This is a genomic window from Clostridiaceae bacterium HFYG-1003, from assembly GCA_024579835.1.
Lineage (GTDB): Bacteria > Bacillota > Clostridia > Clostridiales > Clostridiaceae > JG1575.
In genome coordinates this window covers 252,957-269,297 of sequence record CP102060.1, presented here as the reverse complement: position 1 = coordinate 269,297, position 16,341 = coordinate 252,957, and the positions used below count along the sequence as shown (strand labels likewise).

General features: G+C 51.4%; 12 protein-coding genes and 1 pseudogene. All 13 read right to left on the bottom strand.

Translation table 11 applies throughout. The features are described from left to right. Nucleotides 1–3: 3 nt before the first annotated feature. Nucleotides 4–651 (bottom strand): CoA transferase subunit A, encoded by a 648-nt coding sequence (locus tag NQU17_01160; GenBank protein ID UUM12191.1) that lies wholly within the window; start codon nucleotides 649–651, stop codon nucleotides 4–6. A gap of 290 nt (nucleotides 652–941) precedes the next feature. Further along, nucleotides 942–1,961: an electron transfer flavoprotein subunit alpha/FixB family protein gene (locus NQU17_01155; protein ID UUM12190.1), complete on the bottom strand. Its 1,020-nt coding sequence runs from the start codon at nucleotides 1,959–1,961 to the stop codon at nucleotides 942–944. A gap of 11 nt (nucleotides 1,962–1,972) precedes the next feature. Continuing rightward, on the bottom strand, nucleotides 1,973–2,758 hold the full coding sequence (locus NQU17_01150; protein ID UUM12189.1) for an electron transfer flavoprotein subunit beta/FixA family protein: 786 nt from the start codon (nucleotides 2,756–2,758) through the stop codon (nucleotides 1,973–1,975). A gap of 5 nt (nucleotides 2,759–2,763) precedes the next feature. Continuing rightward, nucleotides 2,764–3,903: an acyl-CoA dehydrogenase gene (locus NQU17_01145; protein ID UUM12188.1), complete on the bottom strand. Its 1,140-nt coding sequence runs from the start codon at nucleotides 3,901–3,903 to the stop codon at nucleotides 2,764–2,766. A gap of 355 nt (nucleotides 3,904–4,258) precedes the next feature. After that, nucleotides 4,259–5,440, bottom strand: a complete 1,182-nt coding sequence (locus NQU17_01140; GenBank protein ID UUM12187.1) for an acetyl-CoA C-acetyltransferase — start codon at nucleotides 5,438–5,440, stop codon at nucleotides 4,259–4,261. Nucleotides 5,441–6,114: 674 nt separating this feature from the next. Beyond that, on the bottom strand, nucleotides 6,115–7,785 hold the full coding sequence (locus tag NQU17_01135) for an HYR domain-containing protein (protein ID UUM12186.1): 1,671 nt from the start codon (nucleotides 7,783–7,785) through the stop codon (nucleotides 6,115–6,117). A 498-nt stretch (nucleotides 7,786–8,283) separates the two neighbouring features. Further along, entirely contained in the window at nucleotides 8,284–10,062 is a 1,779-nt protein-coding gene (locus tag NQU17_01130; protein ID UUM12185.1) for an ABC transporter ATP-binding protein/permease, read from the bottom strand. After that, the gene (locus tag NQU17_01125) at nucleotides 10,049–11,848 is read right to left on the bottom strand and encodes an ABC transporter ATP-binding protein/permease (protein ID UUM12184.1); all 1,800 of its coding nucleotides are present in this window, start codon (nucleotides 11,846–11,848) and stop codon (nucleotides 10,049–10,051) included. Before NQU17_01125 ends, NQU17_01130 begins: the two co-directional genes overlap by 14 nt. A gap of 176 nt (nucleotides 11,849–12,024) precedes the next feature. After that, nucleotides 12,025–13,259: pseudogene (locus NQU17_01120) on the bottom strand (MFS transporter). A 253-nt stretch (nucleotides 13,260–13,512) separates the two neighbouring features. After that, nucleotides 13,513–13,977, bottom strand: a complete 465-nt coding sequence (locus tag NQU17_01115) for a nucleoside deaminase (protein UUM12183.1) — start codon at nucleotides 13,975–13,977, stop codon at nucleotides 13,513–13,515. 583 nt (nucleotides 13,978–14,560) lie between these two features. Next, nucleotides 14,561–14,953, bottom strand: a complete 393-nt coding sequence (locus tag NQU17_01110) for a GNAT family N-acetyltransferase (GenBank protein UUM12182.1) — start codon at nucleotides 14,951–14,953, stop codon at nucleotides 14,561–14,563. A 230-nt stretch (nucleotides 14,954–15,183) separates the two neighbouring features. Beyond that, on the bottom strand, nucleotides 15,184–15,630 hold the full coding sequence (locus NQU17_01105; GenBank protein UUM12181.1) for a GNAT family N-acetyltransferase: 447 nt from the start codon (nucleotides 15,628–15,630) through the stop codon (nucleotides 15,184–15,186). A gap of 161 nt (nucleotides 15,631–15,791) precedes the next feature. After that, nucleotides 15,792–16,250, bottom strand: coding sequence for a DUF3788 domain-containing protein (locus NQU17_01100; protein UUM12180.1), 459 nt, complete (start codon nucleotides 16,248–16,250; stop codon nucleotides 15,792–15,794). Nucleotides 16,251–16,341 lie beyond the last annotated feature (91 nt).

The following is a 16,341-nucleotide window of genomic DNA, read 5'->3' as shown; positions in this document are numbered from 1 at the left end:
CATTTATACCTCCACCATGTAGTCCACAAAGATTCCAGGCAGGCGAACCTCATCCTGGCTGATTCCGCCCAACGGTACGATTTCCACCGGTTCCATGATCACGGTCTGTGCCGCCATGGCCATGACAATGTTGAAGTTCTGGGTTGAACCGTGGTAGGTGGCATTGCCGAACTCATCGGCTTTTGAGGCAAAAATCAGGGCGACATCGGCCTTCAGCGGCTTTTCCAGAAGGTAGGTTTCGCCGTCGATGTCGATTTTGGTCTTGCCCTCTTCCACTCTGGTATCCAGACCGGTCTTGGTCAGGACACCGCCCAGACCTGCTCCGGCTGCCCGGATCTGTTCCACCAGGGTTCCCTGGGGAGTCAGGATGACTTCGGTTTCGCCGCTGAGCATCTGGCTGCCGGTTTCCTTATTCGTCCCGATATGGGAGGTAATAACCTTTTTCACCTGCCGACTGACAATCAGCTTGCCGATCCCCCGATCCACATAAGATGTATCATTGGCAATGATGGTCAGGTCCTTCCGGCCGCTTTCCACCAAAGCGTCGATCAGTTTTTCCGGGGTTCCCACTGCCAGGAAACCACCGATCATGATCGTCTGGCCGTCCTCGATCTTTGCGATCGCATCATTCAAAGAAATTCGTTTATTCATTCGTTGCACCACCGTGGCAAGGCTCCGCGTATCGCGAGCGTTGCTGATCCTTTCTATGTATTGCTAAGCTTGCGCAATTCTTTCGCATCTATCAGATGTTCCTGGTCCGGAAATAGCTCGAAAAGCAAATAATCTCCCCGAGTCGCCGGTTCGGACCTCCGCCGCTGCAGGAGCTGAAGTTCACTCCCGCAAGCGGCTGATTCTGACCTGGCCGCCCCAAACCAGTGATTTTAAGCAAAAGTTCCCCAGAGGCAGAGAAACAGAGCCATGCCGCTGGGGAATTCAGTCGATTAACTTTGGAAGTGGCTGGCCTTTTTACGGGCAATTTCCTCGGTGACCATCGGAATGATCTCCAGGGCATCGCCGACGATTCCCAGATTTGCCACCTGGAAAATGGGCGCCGATTCATCGGTGTTGATCGCGATGACAAAGTCGCTCTTCTCCATGCCGGCCAGATGCTGGACGGCTCCTGAAATGCCGCAGGCGATGTAGATCTTCGGCTTAACCGATTTGCCAGTCTGTCCGACCTGCAGTTCCTTGTCGATGAAGCCCGCGTCCACAGCAGAACGGGATCCGGAAACTTCCGCGCCGATCTTGTCGGCTGCTTCGCGCAGAACATGGAAGTTGTCGCCAATGCCCCGGCCGCCTGAGATCAGGATGGAGGCCTTGGTAATGTCGGCATGCTTGAGTTCCTTGTGGATGGTTTCCAGGATTCTGGTTCTGGCTTCATAGCCGGGAACTTCGAGGGTCAGGTTTTCCACCTGAGGATTGATCTGCGCCTTGCGCTCATTCAGAACCATGACGCCGGGACGGATCGTAGCCATCTGGGGCTTGGTCCGTTCGCACACGATGGTAGCGAAGAGGTTGCCGCCGAATGCCGGCCGGGTAACCATGAGCAGGGAGGAATTGGTATCCTCGGTCAGGTCGAGCTTGGTCGCATCAGCGGTGAGACCCGTTGTGCAGGCTGAGGCAATCCGGGGAGCCAGATCGCGGCCCAGAACCGTAGCCGGGAACAGGAAAACATCGGGCAGCTTCTGATCGATCAGCTGCTTAATCAGTTCCGTGTAAAGCACGGAGTCGTATTCTTTCAGGTGATTGTTGTGAATCTTAATGACCCGGTCAGCGCCGTAATGGAAAATCTCGTTGACCTGATTCTGCGGTTCGTCCCCGATGACCACGCCTACGATGTCGTAGTTCAGGTCCGGGCGCTTGGCCACGAGCCGGGTAGCCTCGGAAACCAGTTCGCAGGAAGCTTCAACCAGCTTATGATGCTGGAATTCACACAAAACGAAAATATCTTTGTAGTTCATCTGCCTGCCCCCTAAATAAAGTTCTGCTCGGACAGTACGCTGACAATCCGGTTCTTGGCTTCGCTGGCGTCAATCTTGAGGACTTCAATTTCGGAAGATCTCTGATTGGCGAAGGATCTGAATACCTTGGTGGGAGAACCGGTCAGACCGACTTCCTCCTTGGTCAGGTTCAGCTCCGCGTTGGTAACCCATTTGACTTCTTTATCAAAGGCTTCAAAGATGCCTCCGATGTTCATGTATCTCGGCTTGATGGCGGTTGCCAGCATGGTGATGACGCCGGGCAGCTTCATTTCGATGGTTTCCATGCGATCTTCCAGCGCCTTGACGACGACAATCTTATCCGAAGTCATTTCTTTGACATCCTGCACGTAAGTAACCTGGGGCAGTTCCATTTTGGCTGCTACCTGAGGTCCTACCTGTGCGGTATCTCCGTCAATGGCCTGGCGGCCGCAGACGATGAGGTCATATCCCTTGCCTTCCAGCGCTCTGGCCAGAACGTTGGAGGTTGCCCAGGTATCCGATCCGGCAAAAGCCCGGTCTGTGATCAGGGCACAGTGATCAACGCCCATGGCGTACAGTTCACGCAGCATGCTGACCGCCTGAGGGGGTCCCATGGAGATGACTGTGATTTCGATATTGGGATTCTTGTCCTTCAAACGCAGAACGGCCTCAACACCGGCCAGATCGTCGGGGTTGGTGATGGTGGGAACGCCGGTCCGGATCAGGGTACCGGTATTCTTGTCGACCTGCATTTCCGTGGTATCCGGAACTTGTTTTACTAATACTGCTATTTTCATATCTGCTACCTCATCATGGATCCAGAGATAACCATTCTCTGAACTTCGGACGTACCTTCGTAGATTTCTGTAATCTTGGCATCACGCATCAGGCGTTCCACCGGATACTCCCGGGTGTAGCCGTAACCGCCGAAGAGCTGAACAGCCTTGGTGGTAACTTCCATCGCGGTTTCCGATGCGAACAGCTTGGCCATGGCGGCCTCAGTGCTGTACTTTCCGCCCTGATCCTTGACGATGGCGGCGCGATACACCAGCAGTCTGGCAGCGTCAACCTTGGTCTGCATGTCAGCCAGCTGGAACTGTGTGTTCTGGAACTTAGCCAGGGACCGGCCGAACTGCTTGCGCTGCTTGACGTACTCCACCGTTTCGTCGATGGCGCCCTGAGCGATTCCCAGTGCCTGTGCGGCAATTCCGATGCGGCCGCCGTCCAGCGTCTGCATGGCGATCTTAAAGCCCTTGCCCAGTTCGCCCAGGAGGTTTTCCTTGGGTACTCTGACATTGCGGAAAATCAGTTCAGTCGTGGCAGAACCACGAATTCCCATTTTCAGTTCCTTTTTGCCGATGGTGAATCCTTCCATCTCCTTATCCAGGATGAAGGCGCTGATGCCCTTGGTTCCCTGGGTCCGGTCGGTCATGGCGAATACGACATAGATGTCAGCCACTCCGCCGTTGGTGATGAAGATCTTGGATCCGTTCAGCAGGAAGTGGTCTCCCATATCCTGAGCAAAGGACTGCTGCATTGCCGCGTCCGTGCCCGCGTTGGGTTCCGTTAATCCGAAAGCTCCCAGCTTTTCGCCGGAGGCCAGCGGCCGTAAATACTTTTCCTTCTGTTCCGGTGTTCCGAATGCCTCGATGGGCCAGCCTGCCAGTGACGTGTGAGCGGATACGATGACGGCATGCGTGCCGCACTTCTTACCCAGTTCTTCCACACAGATCACATAGCTCAGGTTATCCCCGCCGGCTCCGCCGTATTCCTTGGAGAATGGAATCCCCAGGGCACCGATTTTCGCCAGTTCTCTTACTGTTTCTTCCGGAAACCGCTCTTGTTCGTCGATTTCGTGGGCAATCGGCGCAACTTCCTTCTCCGTGAAGTCACGGATCATCTTTTGCACCAGTGCCTGTTTTTCATTCAACCTAAAGTCCATACAATCACCTCTTAAACGCTCTGCCTCAATGTTAACAAATTGATAATTTACAATCAACCAGCCCCAGTGAAAAAGGGAAATTGCGCATTAATGAACCTCATTTGATATATGTTTGGCAATATTTTGAAGTCCTATCCACCGGTTTTACCTGTCATTTAAACGAATACAGGGCTCGGTTCGACATCGATTTCAAAAAATCCGCCGATTAAGCGCTGATGCGGACTTTCGGGCCCATGCATAGTCTACATACTATACGGAAAAAATGTATTTTCATGTCAAAGCAGCCCGCGTTGGACGCGGGCTGCTTAAAATTCAATCCTTTATGATCTTTGATCTCATAAACAACGAGAGACGGTTATTTGCTGCATTTTTCCCAGATCGTTGCTACCCCCATGCCGCCGCCGATGCAGAGTGTTGCCAGGCCTTTCCTGGCATCGGTCTTGAGCATTTCATGAACCAGCGTGACGATAATCCGGGCACCGCTGGCTCCTACGGGATGTCCCAAAGCCAGCGCTCCGCCGTTAACATTCACTTTGCTCAGGTCAAAGCCCAGTTCGCGGGCAACGGCGATGGACTGAGCCGAGAAGGCCTCATTCCCTTCAATGAGATCCAGATCCGCAATGTCCAGTCCCGCTTTAGCCAGCGCCTGCCTGGAAGCAGGCACCGGACCGATTCCCATGATCTTGGGATCGACGCCGCCCTGACCCCAGGATACCAGTTTAACCAAGGGCTTGAGCCCGTATTTCTTGACGGCTTCGCCCGAAGCCAGAACTATGGCGGCAGCTCCGTCATTGATGCCTGAGGAATTGCCGGCGGTCACCCGCCCGTCCTTCTTGAAGACGGCAGACAGTCTGCCCAGGGCTTCCATTGAGGTAGCGCGGGGATACTCATCGGTCTTGAAGTCGATGACTTCTTTTTTCACTTTGATTGGGACCGAGACAATTTCATCGTTGAACCGGCCTTCGGCGATGGCCTTGGCTGCCTTCTCCTGGGACTTCAGTGCAAACTCATCCAGTTCGGTCCGGGTGATGCCCCACTGGTCACAGATATTCTCAGCAGTGATGCCCATGTGGTAATCATTGAACACATCGGTCAGGCCGTCGTTGACCATAGTGTCGACCATGGCCGCATTGCCCATGCGGGCTCCCCACCGGGCAGTGGGCACAGCGTAAGGCGCTGCCGACATATTCTCGGTGCCGCCCACCAGAATTACTTCGGCATCACCGGCGTGAATCGCTCGGGCGGCTTCAATCACTGACTTCATGCCTGATCCGCAGACCATGCCCACCGTATAGGCCGGGACTTCTACCGGGATCCCGGCGCCGATGGCAACCTGGCGCGCGACATTCTGCCCCAGGCCAGCCGTCAGGATGCAGCCGAACATTACTTCATCGAGTTGATCTCCGGTCAACCCCGCTCTTTCCAGAGCGGCCTTTGCCACAATGGATCCCAGCTGAGCCGCCGGTACATCCTTGAGACTCCCGCCATAGTTCCCAATTGCCGTTCTGCAGCAGCTTACCAAAAAAATTTCCTTCATTCTCTTCCTCCCCAATCCAATGAAATATATATCCCGGTGCGAAAGCCAGTACCTGCTTCCATCCCACCTGAATGCCAGTCACCAGTGACTTTCAGCCGATTCTCCCAGCAAACTGTGAACGGCTTTTAATCTATTCCTTGTTTCCATCACTAAGTTTGATTATTGTATCACTTCTGACTAACGTTTTCATTATTGATAACATTTTCTCATTTTCCCTATGAATTTCATTATTCGAAATTACAATCCGTTGATTCCAAAGAAGCAATAAAATCTCCTCACCGGTAAGAGACCGGAATTGAGGAAAGATGTTTAATCCAATTCTGATAAAGTCATTGCCTGCATTGCGCATTGTACGCGGATTCCCCCGAATGAACCCGGAATCCTCTGCTGTCCCTTGGAATCAGACAGGTTTTCATATCGGTAAGTATGAATGCACCTGGCAGCTTCCTCTCCTCATGGTTAAAATCTTGACTTTCAAAAGTCAATCCTGTTTCGCAGCATAATTGAATGCTCCCTCCTGATCAACAGAGCGTTCTGTTGATCAGCAAGGGAGCATTTCTGGATTTTATAAAGGGGATAAAACCTTAAGTCAGTCCATTCTTAGGTCCACTGGGGAATGCCAGAGATTCGGTAATCAGCTTATCGATCATCAGGCATATAAGAACTGCCCAGGTCTATTTCCTGAACTGGAATTTGGCTTCATGCCTGGTGCCGTCCTGAAATACGACAATCAGTTTCTTGCCCGTGCCGCTCCAGCTCTTTTCTGTTTTCCACACATAGATATACTGGTCAGCAATCGGATCGTAGGTCAGCTTGCTGGCACCTGCGGTAACGGTTGTTTCGATTATATCCGTGTCAGCATCTGTATCCACAATAAATGTCATTACCTTGGGATAGCCTTCAGCCATGATATTGAGTCCCATATCGCCACCGAGACTGAACTTAATCGGAATTGCGCTTCCAGCCTTCGCAATGTTTACTTTGGACATATCCACAGGCTGGAAGAAGCCTTTGAAATCGTACTTTACCGTAACGGTAAATGAGCCGGTTGCTGTATTGCCATAGTCATCCTTGGCTGTTACAACAACTGTTGATGTTCCGAGCGGGAACCAGGTTCCGGAATTCTGTGTATATGTGATCTCAACATCCTGATCCACCAGATCAATGGCTGTTGCGGGATCAAAATTGACCAAAGCTCCGGCCGAGCTTACCGCATTCACTGTGATATTGTCCGGGACTGTCAGTTTCGGAGGTGTGGTATCAACCACCGTTACAGTGAAAGCTGCTGCAGCTTTGTTTCCTGACGCGTCAGTGGCGGACAGATCTACTGTAGTAGTCCCTAATGGGAACGTTGACCCGGAAGTGGGAACTGAGATTACATCAACAGCTTCATCCACAAGGTCCCAGGCAGTCGGGTTAAAGGTGACAACCGCACCGGAGGGCCCAGTTGCTTCAACTGTCATGTCCTCCGGTACCGTAATGTCAGGAGGCGTTGTATCCTCCACGGTTACCGTAAAGGTCTTGCTGGCCGAGTTGCCGGCAGCATCTGTGGCCGACACCTTTACCGTCGTGGTGCCCAGGGGGAACGTTGACCCGGAAATGGGGGCTGCCATTACTTCGACAGCTTCATCCACAAGGTCCCAGGCAGTCGGGTTTAAGGTGACAACCGCACCGGAGGGCCCCGTTGCTTCAACTGTGATGTCATCCGGTACCGTAATGTCAGGAGCTGTCGTATCCACGACAGTTATCAGGAATGAATCCGTGGCGGTATTGCCTTTGCTGTCACTAGCTGTCAGGCTCACTGTTGTTGACCCCAAGGGGAATTTCGAGCCGGAGGCTGGCATTGCCGTCACGGAAACGGCTCCGTCCACTGCATCCAGGGCTGAGACGTTGAATTCAACGAACGCTCCATCCGGCCCAGTTGCTTCAACAGTCATGTCGGCCGGTTTTGTTATAACTGGCGATGTTGTATCACTTGGCAGATTGTTTGGAACTATAACGGAATACGTCGCTGCCTTACCCATTTCCAGTGGGTCCGTAGTACTTGTATTGGTTATGTCAAACGCTTCTACTGTAAGATCAAACGTCCCAAAGCCTTGGCCGGAGGCTACCGTTACTTTCCCTTTCTCGGAGAATGTTGTGGTAGTTCCCGGTGACTGAGGATCAACTGTAAAGGACTTGGGGGCTGATCCGGTGAAAACCCCATTGTTCAGGGTCCATTCGGTGTAAATCTGAAATGTAGCAGTACCCGTTTGCTTTTTCTTCACCGTGATGTCGATGGTGATTTCTGCTGAATCACCTGGAATCAGGGTTACTCTGTTAAACGGCGCATTAAGATCAACCACGCTGGTATCAAGAGTACTGGCGAACACGCTGGAGACGGAGCTAAAGAAGAACAATGCAGCAGTGAGAAGTGAGAAGTGAGAGTGCGGTACGCATAATTTTTTTCGGCATGTGTGATTCTCCTCCTGTTAATTTGTGAGTCCGTTATGATTCCTTTTCCTTCTAAAAATAATTCCGTCCGATCCCTCCCATTCGTAGAACAACAGCACCTCCTATAACCTTCAAAGCAGAAGAACTATAATTTTAGAATGATTATATCACGCAACCAACATTATTAATACTATTATTATTTTACTAAAATATTAATTAACGATAGGTTGTAACCAATATAAAACTGATAATTTGGTAATCAATGCTGATTTGATGGTTGACCGGGCTGAGCAGTAAGACCCGATCCTTGTGACCTCTTCTGACACATGCACCAGGGGCACCTCCCGTCGGAAGTGCCCCTGGTGATCATTCATTCTCGTTATTAAGATGGGGAATGCTGTGCGGGTCTTTTATATCCCTTCGCTTTTGGACTGGTAATGCTGGGCCTGGGCCTGGAACAGCCGGCGATAGAGATTGTCGCTTTCCATCAGTTCAGCATGGCCTGCAAAGGCGACGACTTTTCCCTGATCAAGCAGGAGAATCTTGTCGCAGAACAGGGAGGAACTCATCCGATGAGAGATGAAGACGGTGGTTTTGCCTCGGACCATTTGGGCGAAATGCTGGTAGATCTCGCTTTCGGCAAAGGGATCCAGCGCGGCCGTTGGTTCATCCAGGATCATCAGCTGGCCTTCCTTGAGCATACTTCGGGCAATGGCCAGTTTCTGATTTTCTCCGCCGGAAAAGTCAATGCCCCCTTCATGAACCTGTTTATCCAGATAGGTGTCCAGACCGTGGGGAAGCCTCTCCACTTTATGCTTCATGTCGACCATGGCCAGTCGCTCCCAGATTTCCTGCTCGGTTCGATCCCGGCCCAGATTTTCCTTCAAGGTGAAGGGGAAAAACTGAAAGTCCTGAAATACGGTGGCCAGCTGATCCAGGTAGCTGCTGTACTCATACTCCCGGATTGGCACCCCATTGTAGAGGATCTCGCCCGCCTCCGGTTCAAACAGCCGGCAGATCAGTTTCACAATGGTGGTCTTTCCGGCATTGTTGATGCCAACGATGGAGATATGTTCTCCCTGCTCGATCCGGAAGCTGACTTCTTCCAGAACGAGCTTTTCGGCCTTGGGATAGCGAAAACTGACATTGCGAAACTCCAGGCTTTCCAGTGGACCGGGCTGCCTGTTTCCGCTCTTCATCCGACTGTCCGGAATCTGCATGAATTCCACAAAGGGATCGAGCATGTCCAGGCTTTGAGCGATTTGAAAAACTCCGTTCATGGCACTTAAAAAAGACTGGGTGAACTGGATGGCGATTCCGACAAAGAACGTAAAATCACTGACCGAGAGTTTCCCGCCCAGCTGCCCCTGAGTCCGGTAGGCCGCAAACAGCGTAATGACAAGCGTAATCAGGTACTGCAGGACGGCCTGGGAAGCCGCAATTTTTCCTCGAACCATCCGCATCCGCATCAGCCACTGATTGGAATCCATGTTGAGCTGATGGACCAGCCGCACGATCATCGATCCCAGATTAAACATACGGAAATCTTTCTGCATGGCGTCATCATAAGCTTTCCCGAAATAATAGTTGTAGACCCGGTTGACCGGAATGACTTTTTTCATCAGCTCCCCGGCGCGCCGGATGCCCGCCCGGGAGATCAGGGTGGAGAGGATCGTCAGAGCGGCAATGATGCCGAACACCGTTGGACTGAAGGCCAGTAGCAGGACCGTTACCGTCAGAAGCGTAAACAGGCCTGAGATGATTTCCACCAGTGACGCGAACAGCAGATCGAAGGCCCGATACGCCGCCAGGGCAAACTGGCCGCGTTCCCGCAGATCCAGGGTTTCCGGATCTTCCAGGTGGGCATAGTCAATGGACATGATCTTATGGGAAAACAGTCGGATGTACTGAAAGTTCAGGATCTCCCGATTGATTGACTGGCGGTTTTCAATCCATTTGCTCAGGACTGACAACATCAGGCGAACTGCGACAATGACCAGGATGAGCAAGGCATACCGCTGAAAATCGTAGTTTTGCAGGTATCCGTCGATCATCAGCTTGGGAATGGATACCGTGAACAGGATCTGAACGGTGCTCACGATGCCTGAAGCCAAAAGCCAAAGGAGCGCCGCGGGGTTTTCCCGGAGAATCAGCCGGCTCAGAATCAGCAGCGGTTTAAAAGTCTTCATGGGCGCCCTCCTGGTAGTATCTCTTCTGGGTGTCAAACATCTGGCGATAAATCCCGCCTTGCTGCATCAGTTCGTCGTGAGTACCCCGCTCCCGGACCTGCCCCTGGTCAAGCAGGATGATTTCATCACAGAACTGGGTGCTGGCCAGGCGGTGCGAGATAAAGATCCCGGTCAGTCCGTCCATCAGATCATCAAAATTTCGGTAGATGTCGGCCTCGGCCAGGGCATCGAGTGCCGCTGTCGGTTCGTCCATCACCATGATTTTAGCCTCTTCCTGATACAGCGCCCGGGCAATCATCAGTTTCTGGTTCTCGCCGCCGGAAAGGATGACTCCTTCCGGATCCACGATCTTTTGCAGCGGGCTGTCCATTCCGCGGGGGAGCGCTGAGATTTTTTCCCAGATCCCGGCCCGGCGCAGCGCCCGCTCAATTCTGGGGTAGTCAGCCGGCTCATACTCGCAGGAGACATGCTGGGCAATCGTGATTGCCAGCGGTTCCACTTCCTGGAATACCACGGCAAACATCCTGCGCATATCACTGAGGGAATACCGATGGTAATCCGTACCGTTGATCAGAATCCGGCCCTGATCTGGCCGGTACAATCCCATGAGCAGCTTAATCAGAGTGGTTTTCCCCGCTCCGTTAATTCCCACCAGAGCAATGGTGTGTCCGGCGGCAATGGTGAAGCTGACATCATTCAGAACCAGTTTATCGCTTCCGGGGTAGCTGAAGCTGACCCCTTCAAACTCAATGGTCGGAGCACTTTCAAGGGTCTGATGGTTCTCTGCCGAGGCACTGCTCCAGTTCGTTTCGACATAGCCAAAATATCTTCGGACATCGCGAAACTCCGTAAAGACAAAGCTCACCGCCTGCGATACGCGCAGAATAACGAAGCTCATAGTGGTCAGCGTGGTGAGATAGAGCACAAACCGCTCAAAGGACAGGCCCTGCTCCCGGGCCTGAATCAGCAGCAGCAGCGACAGGAAATCCAGCAGGATCACGAGCAGGAAGCTGAGGGCATACCCGGTGGTGTCGATCCGATAGTGCCACAGCATGATCTGTTTCAGCTTGGTGATCTCCTTGCTAAAGTAGTCCATCAGGAGCGACCGCATGCGGTAGAGCCGGCTGTCCTTGCCGTATTTGAAATCAGTGGCGATCCAGCTGTACATGCTGTTCTTGCGGTGGGTCGACTGCCGCTGGGACCGACGGCGATTCTGGATCGAGCTGACCGCTCTGGCGATCAGGAGGCAGCCCAGAATCGGCAGCAGATAGAGGGGAAACAGCCAGGGACGAAGTGTGGCCATGACGGCAGCCAGGACCAGCCAGGAAGCAATGTCTGCTCCCAGCGGAAAGAATTTATGGTAGATTCCTTCCAGTCCGGTATCGTTGGTCCGGGTCGCCTGAGTCGCCGTTTCCATCTCATCCTGAAAGGTGGGATCCTCGAAGTACTTCAGATCCATGGTCGTCATGGCATTAATGTCCTTGAGAAAGTAATTCCCTCGAATCTGATTCAGCGGAGTGTAGGCGATCACCTCGCTTAAGATCATAAAGACTTTCAGGGCTCCCGCGCCGATGGCGAAGACCAGGATCACCCGGATTGCCCGGGGCAGCGCCCCCTGGTTGAGCAGTCCCGCAATCAGGCTCATGCTGAACACTTCGCTGAAAGACAGGGCTGCGCTGGCGATCCAATGGAGGATGTACAGCACCCGTTCCCTGGTTTCGACTTGCGCAAGCATCGTCCGGGCGGTTGCGCCCGACGGTGCGTCAATGATTCTCTGATTCTGCATGATGGTTCTCCTTGTCATGGCGGATCCGGTCCGCCGGATCCAATTGTCATCAAATAATAAGTTCAGCCTTCTGAAATGCCCAGCCGGGCAGGACATGATACAGGCAGCAACCCCATCACCGATCAGGTTGCTGCCTTGCAAATCAGATGTTTTAGCGTGGCGTTTCCTGCTTTGTGCTATTCTTCCAGTGCCCAGAGATGATGATCCCGCCGGAAGAATAAACAGACCGCAATGCCGGCGATGGCCAGGAAGAAGAACAGGAATGCTGCTCCTGAGCCTTTCTCCGCACCGAAGAGTGCGGTAAATACTCCTGGTTCCCTGGCCGCCATAAATGGTTCAAAGACCCGATCCACCAGGAATCCTCCCAGCAGATAGCCGAGCGGGATTGTAAAGAACTGCAGGGTATTCCTGGCTGAGAAGACTCTCCCCTGCATTTCAACGGGGATATGGTTTCGCAGCAGTACTTCCATGTTCGCCCCCATCACCGGGATGAAAATCCATCCCAGGACTGCCCCGATTGACCAGAGGGGAACGGTTCTGCCAAAGGCCAGAAAGAAGTTTTCTGTGCTCATGGAGAAGAGCAGGCAGTCGCAAATCACCTTCACCCGGCTTTTCGGGCGGGCAGGACCGAAACCATTACGCTGCCGGCTAGTGAAGCAATCCCCTCGGTTGCGTTGACAATGCCCAGACCAGCTTCCCCGCCGCTGCTGCGTGACAGAATCAGTGCGGGAAAGGCCGCATTGTACTTGGACGCAATCAGATTGATGGCGGCTAAAAAAAGAATTAAATCCAGAATCCCCCGGTGATCCCTCAGGAATTCAAGGCCCGCCTGAGCCGACTGGAACAGGGTTTCTCCGGGGCGATCCTTCCGTTCCAGTTCCGGAATATGAATCCAAAGGGCTAGGCAAAGAAATGCAATTCCGAATGTCAGCAGGTCAAACAGAATGACCGCATTCATTCCCCAGAGGGTAAGAATCATGGTTGCGATAATCGGAGTTAGAACTCCGGTCAATGAATTCGAGAAAGATCGCAGACCGCTGACTTTCTGATAATATTTCTGCGGGGTCAGGAGGGTAATCGCAACGCCGGCTGACGGCTGCTGGATCGTGTTCATCAGCCCATTCAGGGCATTCAGCAGATAGATGTGCCAGATTTCCAGCTTCTCAGTCTGCAGAAGTATCAGGATAGCGATCGTACAGCATGCGGCAAAGGTATCACACAGCAGCATGGTATGTTTTTTGTTCCACCGATCGCTCAAGGCTCCGGCGAATATGCTCATGATGACATAGGGCGCATAAGAACAGACCGCGATTAAGGCCGAATCATACTGCTGATAGGACCAGATGACTAACGCATAATTGGTCATGGCGCTGCCCAGTGATGAAAAGGACTGCGAAATCCATAAAATGATAAATTATTTCAAGTCTCTGAGACTTGTTCTGATTGATTCCATTTGACTTTACTCCTTTAATATATATTTTGATATTAAAATGCAAAGTCAAGATAGGACCTGATGTTACTCCATGCCTGTTGTCCTATATGACCGTGCATGGAGCTGAAACAATGCAAAGAATCACTTTCGCTGCCTCCTGATCAATTGAAGTTGATTGAATAAGCCAGTCTGATCCTGTGATCAGCCGGGCAATGATGAGTTGATGATATCGCTATCCTTTCGGATGGCCGGAGAAATAATCCGACAGAACCTGCCGGCCTTCCTCCCGGAGTAATCCGGCGCGAACGACTGGCTGAACATGCGAATGCCGGAACACCAGGTCAGAGCAATTGCATCCCGGTTCATTCAGAATCTCTGCCAGATCCTGATTGCTGGCGGCGTAAACCAGGGTTCCCAACTTCATCCAGACCAGCGCTCCGCTGCACATAAAGCACGGCTCACAGCTGGAATAAAGAGTATACGCACTTAAATCAGTGATCCCGGTTTCCTCGCAATATCTTCGAACCAAACCGATTTCAGCATGTTCCGTGGGATCTGTTTGGGAGTAGATCTGATTTTCATTGGTATAAACAATCTCCCCATCCTTGACCAGTACCGCCCCAAAGGGCTCGTTGCCATGTTCAACCGCCAGAGCTGACAGTCGAATCGCTTCTTTTAAAAACAGTTCATCCTTCATGCATTCTCTCCTTGGAATCATTTAGAAATTCGTTTACTACCTGATTGAAGCTTCCCTCAACCAGATGATGAGTGTTGATGGAGTAGTATAACTGCCATGCCTTCAGCTGCTCCCAGCTTCCCAGAAAATTTCATTTTCTGTTTCCCAAAGAATTTCATAACCCGCATCCGGTTGCTCCAGGAAGTTGTTATGGGACACGGGAATATATCACTTAGTAGGAAGGCCATTTATGCAACATTGTATATCAGCATTTGATTATTCTACAATAGCTATTCCCTCAACTCTGCATGGTGTGAGTTGCTGTTCTATATCTTCATGCTTCCCAGGAGGCCTTCCCGATCCATCTGGAGTCATCCCTTAGTCATGCCGGATTCCTTACGTAGTCACTTTCCTGTTGATTTGGTATGAAGTGAGCTTACATGATTGCCCCCTTGATTCGGATTCATCTCTTGATTCGGATTGATCATGAAACTGCTTCCTGGTCTGATGCTAAGCACTTGTACCAAAAACCGGATTTAACTGCTCCATCAAACAGCACTTGCTTCAAGTCACCAGAATTGCCTTGAAATCAATCCTCAGCTGGCTAACAATTCCGATCGGTTGATTCCGTACAGCGCCCCATCGCCTTCTCGGGATTTCTCAGGATCATGCCTCGTACCGGAACCATCCCGAATTTCTCATAAAAAGCAGTCATCGTCTCATCGCAGCATAGGTCGACCATGTAGAAATCTTTCGTCTCCTCAAGAGCCAGTTCTGCCAACTTTCTTCCGATTCCCCGATTCCTGTATCTGGGCACAACTTCAAGCAAAGGAATATAGGCAGACAGGATTCCATCGCTTATTATGTTGATGAATCCGACGATCTTCTTCCGATCGGTATCCAGTGCCACAATGGATTTGAAGCTGTCCTTCAAGATGCTTCGATGAACCGCCTGATCCGGGTGAGCTGGCCAGCCCTCAAAAAATCCCTCATCCAAGTCCCATCCGTTTAGTTCTTCTGTATATACTCCTTATTCGATCATCGATTTCCCTCTTCTTCATTCCGTTGTTCCTGACTCAACCAATGTTCCTGGCAGGGACGATTCGAACAGATATCATCCCCCTTTCATCAAGCAATATCCCAGGTTGCAGCATCAGTACATCAGCTCTGCATCTGGCTTGGCAGCCGGCCTGAATCCGCTTGATCCGGCAATCACTGGTGATTCTTTCAGAGTTCCTTGGTAAAGCAGATGATTCGGTTCGCTTCCTTGAACTTCATCGCCCTATGGAAATGATAGCTTTCTTCATTGTCCAGTTCACAGTCACTGGCATATTCCTTGCAGCCCTGTGCTTTTGCCCACTTCTCACATTCAGCTAACAGCTCTCTGGCATATCCCTTCTGGCGATACGTCGGCATTACATAAATTCCTTCCAGGTATCCCACCGGACTGGTTTCAGTTCCTTCGACATAGTCATGCCTTAGTTGACATTGTGCAAAACCGACAGGCGTTCCCTGTTCGCAGATCAGAAAGAATCTGGAATGGTCTTTAGAGATTAATTCTGAAATCTCCTGTTCCATTTCCTGAATGCTGCGACCGTTCCACAGCAAAACAGCCAGATTCGCCACTGCATCCAGATCCTCTTTCGTTGCTTCCTTGATCCGTGTTTCTTTCATCGGTATTTCTATCATCATTCCCTCTTATTTCTTCCAGTTTCTGGTAGTTCTGGTAGTTCTGGTAGTTCTGGTAGTTTCTTCAGAATCCTTAGGTTTTAGAGTACTTTGCAGTACCTCCTGTTTCTCTTCATCTCATTCAATTCGAATTCTGCGAATCCGTGTTATATGATATTTTTTCGGAACTCTGAAAGCGTCAAAACTTCGTCGAAGGATTCATCTATGTGCAGTTCAAACACAACGGGGAAAAATTTCAGCTTGCCCATTTGATCTGTCTCCACAATCCTCTGCTTCAGTTTTTCGGACAACGAGAGGGTCATGACTTCGGATCGTACTTTTTCAGGAAAATAGATGGTTAACTTGAAATACCCTTCCCAAACCGACAGCCAGAATACAGTAACTTCCTTTTTTCCGCCGCGACTGCCGGTCCAATGATGGAGGCCTTTGCCAAGCCATGCCTTTCCATCGTTATAGTACCGCCACTCCAAGTGGATCTCCCGGCGTTCCATTTCGCTGAGAAACTTAACATAGGTGCTGTAGGCCGTTCCCAGTATTTCCTCCAGCACCTCGCTTGTTGGCTCTATGTCTGGATTCCGAAGCATCTGTTTTTCAATTGGTTTCATGCTGAACAGCCTCCCGCTATGAGTTTGCTTTCCTGCAAAAATTCGGCTATGCCCGACAGGTGTTGTGAATTCTGTTTCCAGGCCAGATTCC

What these genes read in the sequence shown, in the direction of transcription:
- NQU17_01160 (UUM12191.1), bottom strand. Translation starts at nt 651, where the DNA reads ATGAATAAACGAATTTCTTTGAATGATGCGATCGCAAAGATCGAGGAC.
- NQU17_01155 (UUM12190.1), bottom strand. Translation starts at nt 1,961, where the DNA reads ATGAACTACAAAGATATTTTCGTTTTGTGTGAATTCCAGCATCATAAG.
- NQU17_01150 (UUM12189.1), bottom strand. Translation starts at nt 2,758, where the DNA reads ATGAAAATAGCAGTATTAGTAAAACAAGTTCCGGATACCACGGAAATG.
- NQU17_01145 (UUM12188.1), bottom strand. Translation starts at nt 3,903, where the DNA reads ATGGACTTTAGGTTGAATGAAAAACAGGCACTGGTGCAAAAGATGATC.
- NQU17_01140 (UUM12187.1), bottom strand. Translation starts at nt 5,440, where the DNA reads ATGAAGGAAATTTTTTTGGTAAGCTGCTGCAGAACGGCAATTGGGAAC.
- NQU17_01130 (UUM12185.1), bottom strand. Translation starts at nt 10,062, where the DNA reads ATGAAGACTTTTAAACCGCTGCTGATTCTGAGCCGGCTGATTCTCCGG.
- NQU17_01125 (UUM12184.1), bottom strand. Translation starts at nt 11,848, where the DNA reads ATGCAGAATCAGAGAATCATTGACGCACCGTCGGGCGCAACCGCCCGG.
- NQU17_01115 (UUM12183.1), bottom strand. Translation starts at nt 13,977, where the DNA reads ATGAAGGATGAACTGTTTTTAAAAGAAGCGATTCGACTGTCAGCTCTG.
- NQU17_01105 (UUM12181.1), bottom strand. Translation starts at nt 15,630, where the DNA reads ATGAAAGAAACACGGATCAAGGAAGCAACGAAAGAGGATCTGGATGCA.
- NQU17_01100 (UUM12180.1), bottom strand. Translation starts at nt 16,250, where the DNA reads ATGAAACCAATTGAAAAACAGATGCTTCGGAATCCAGACATAGAGCCA.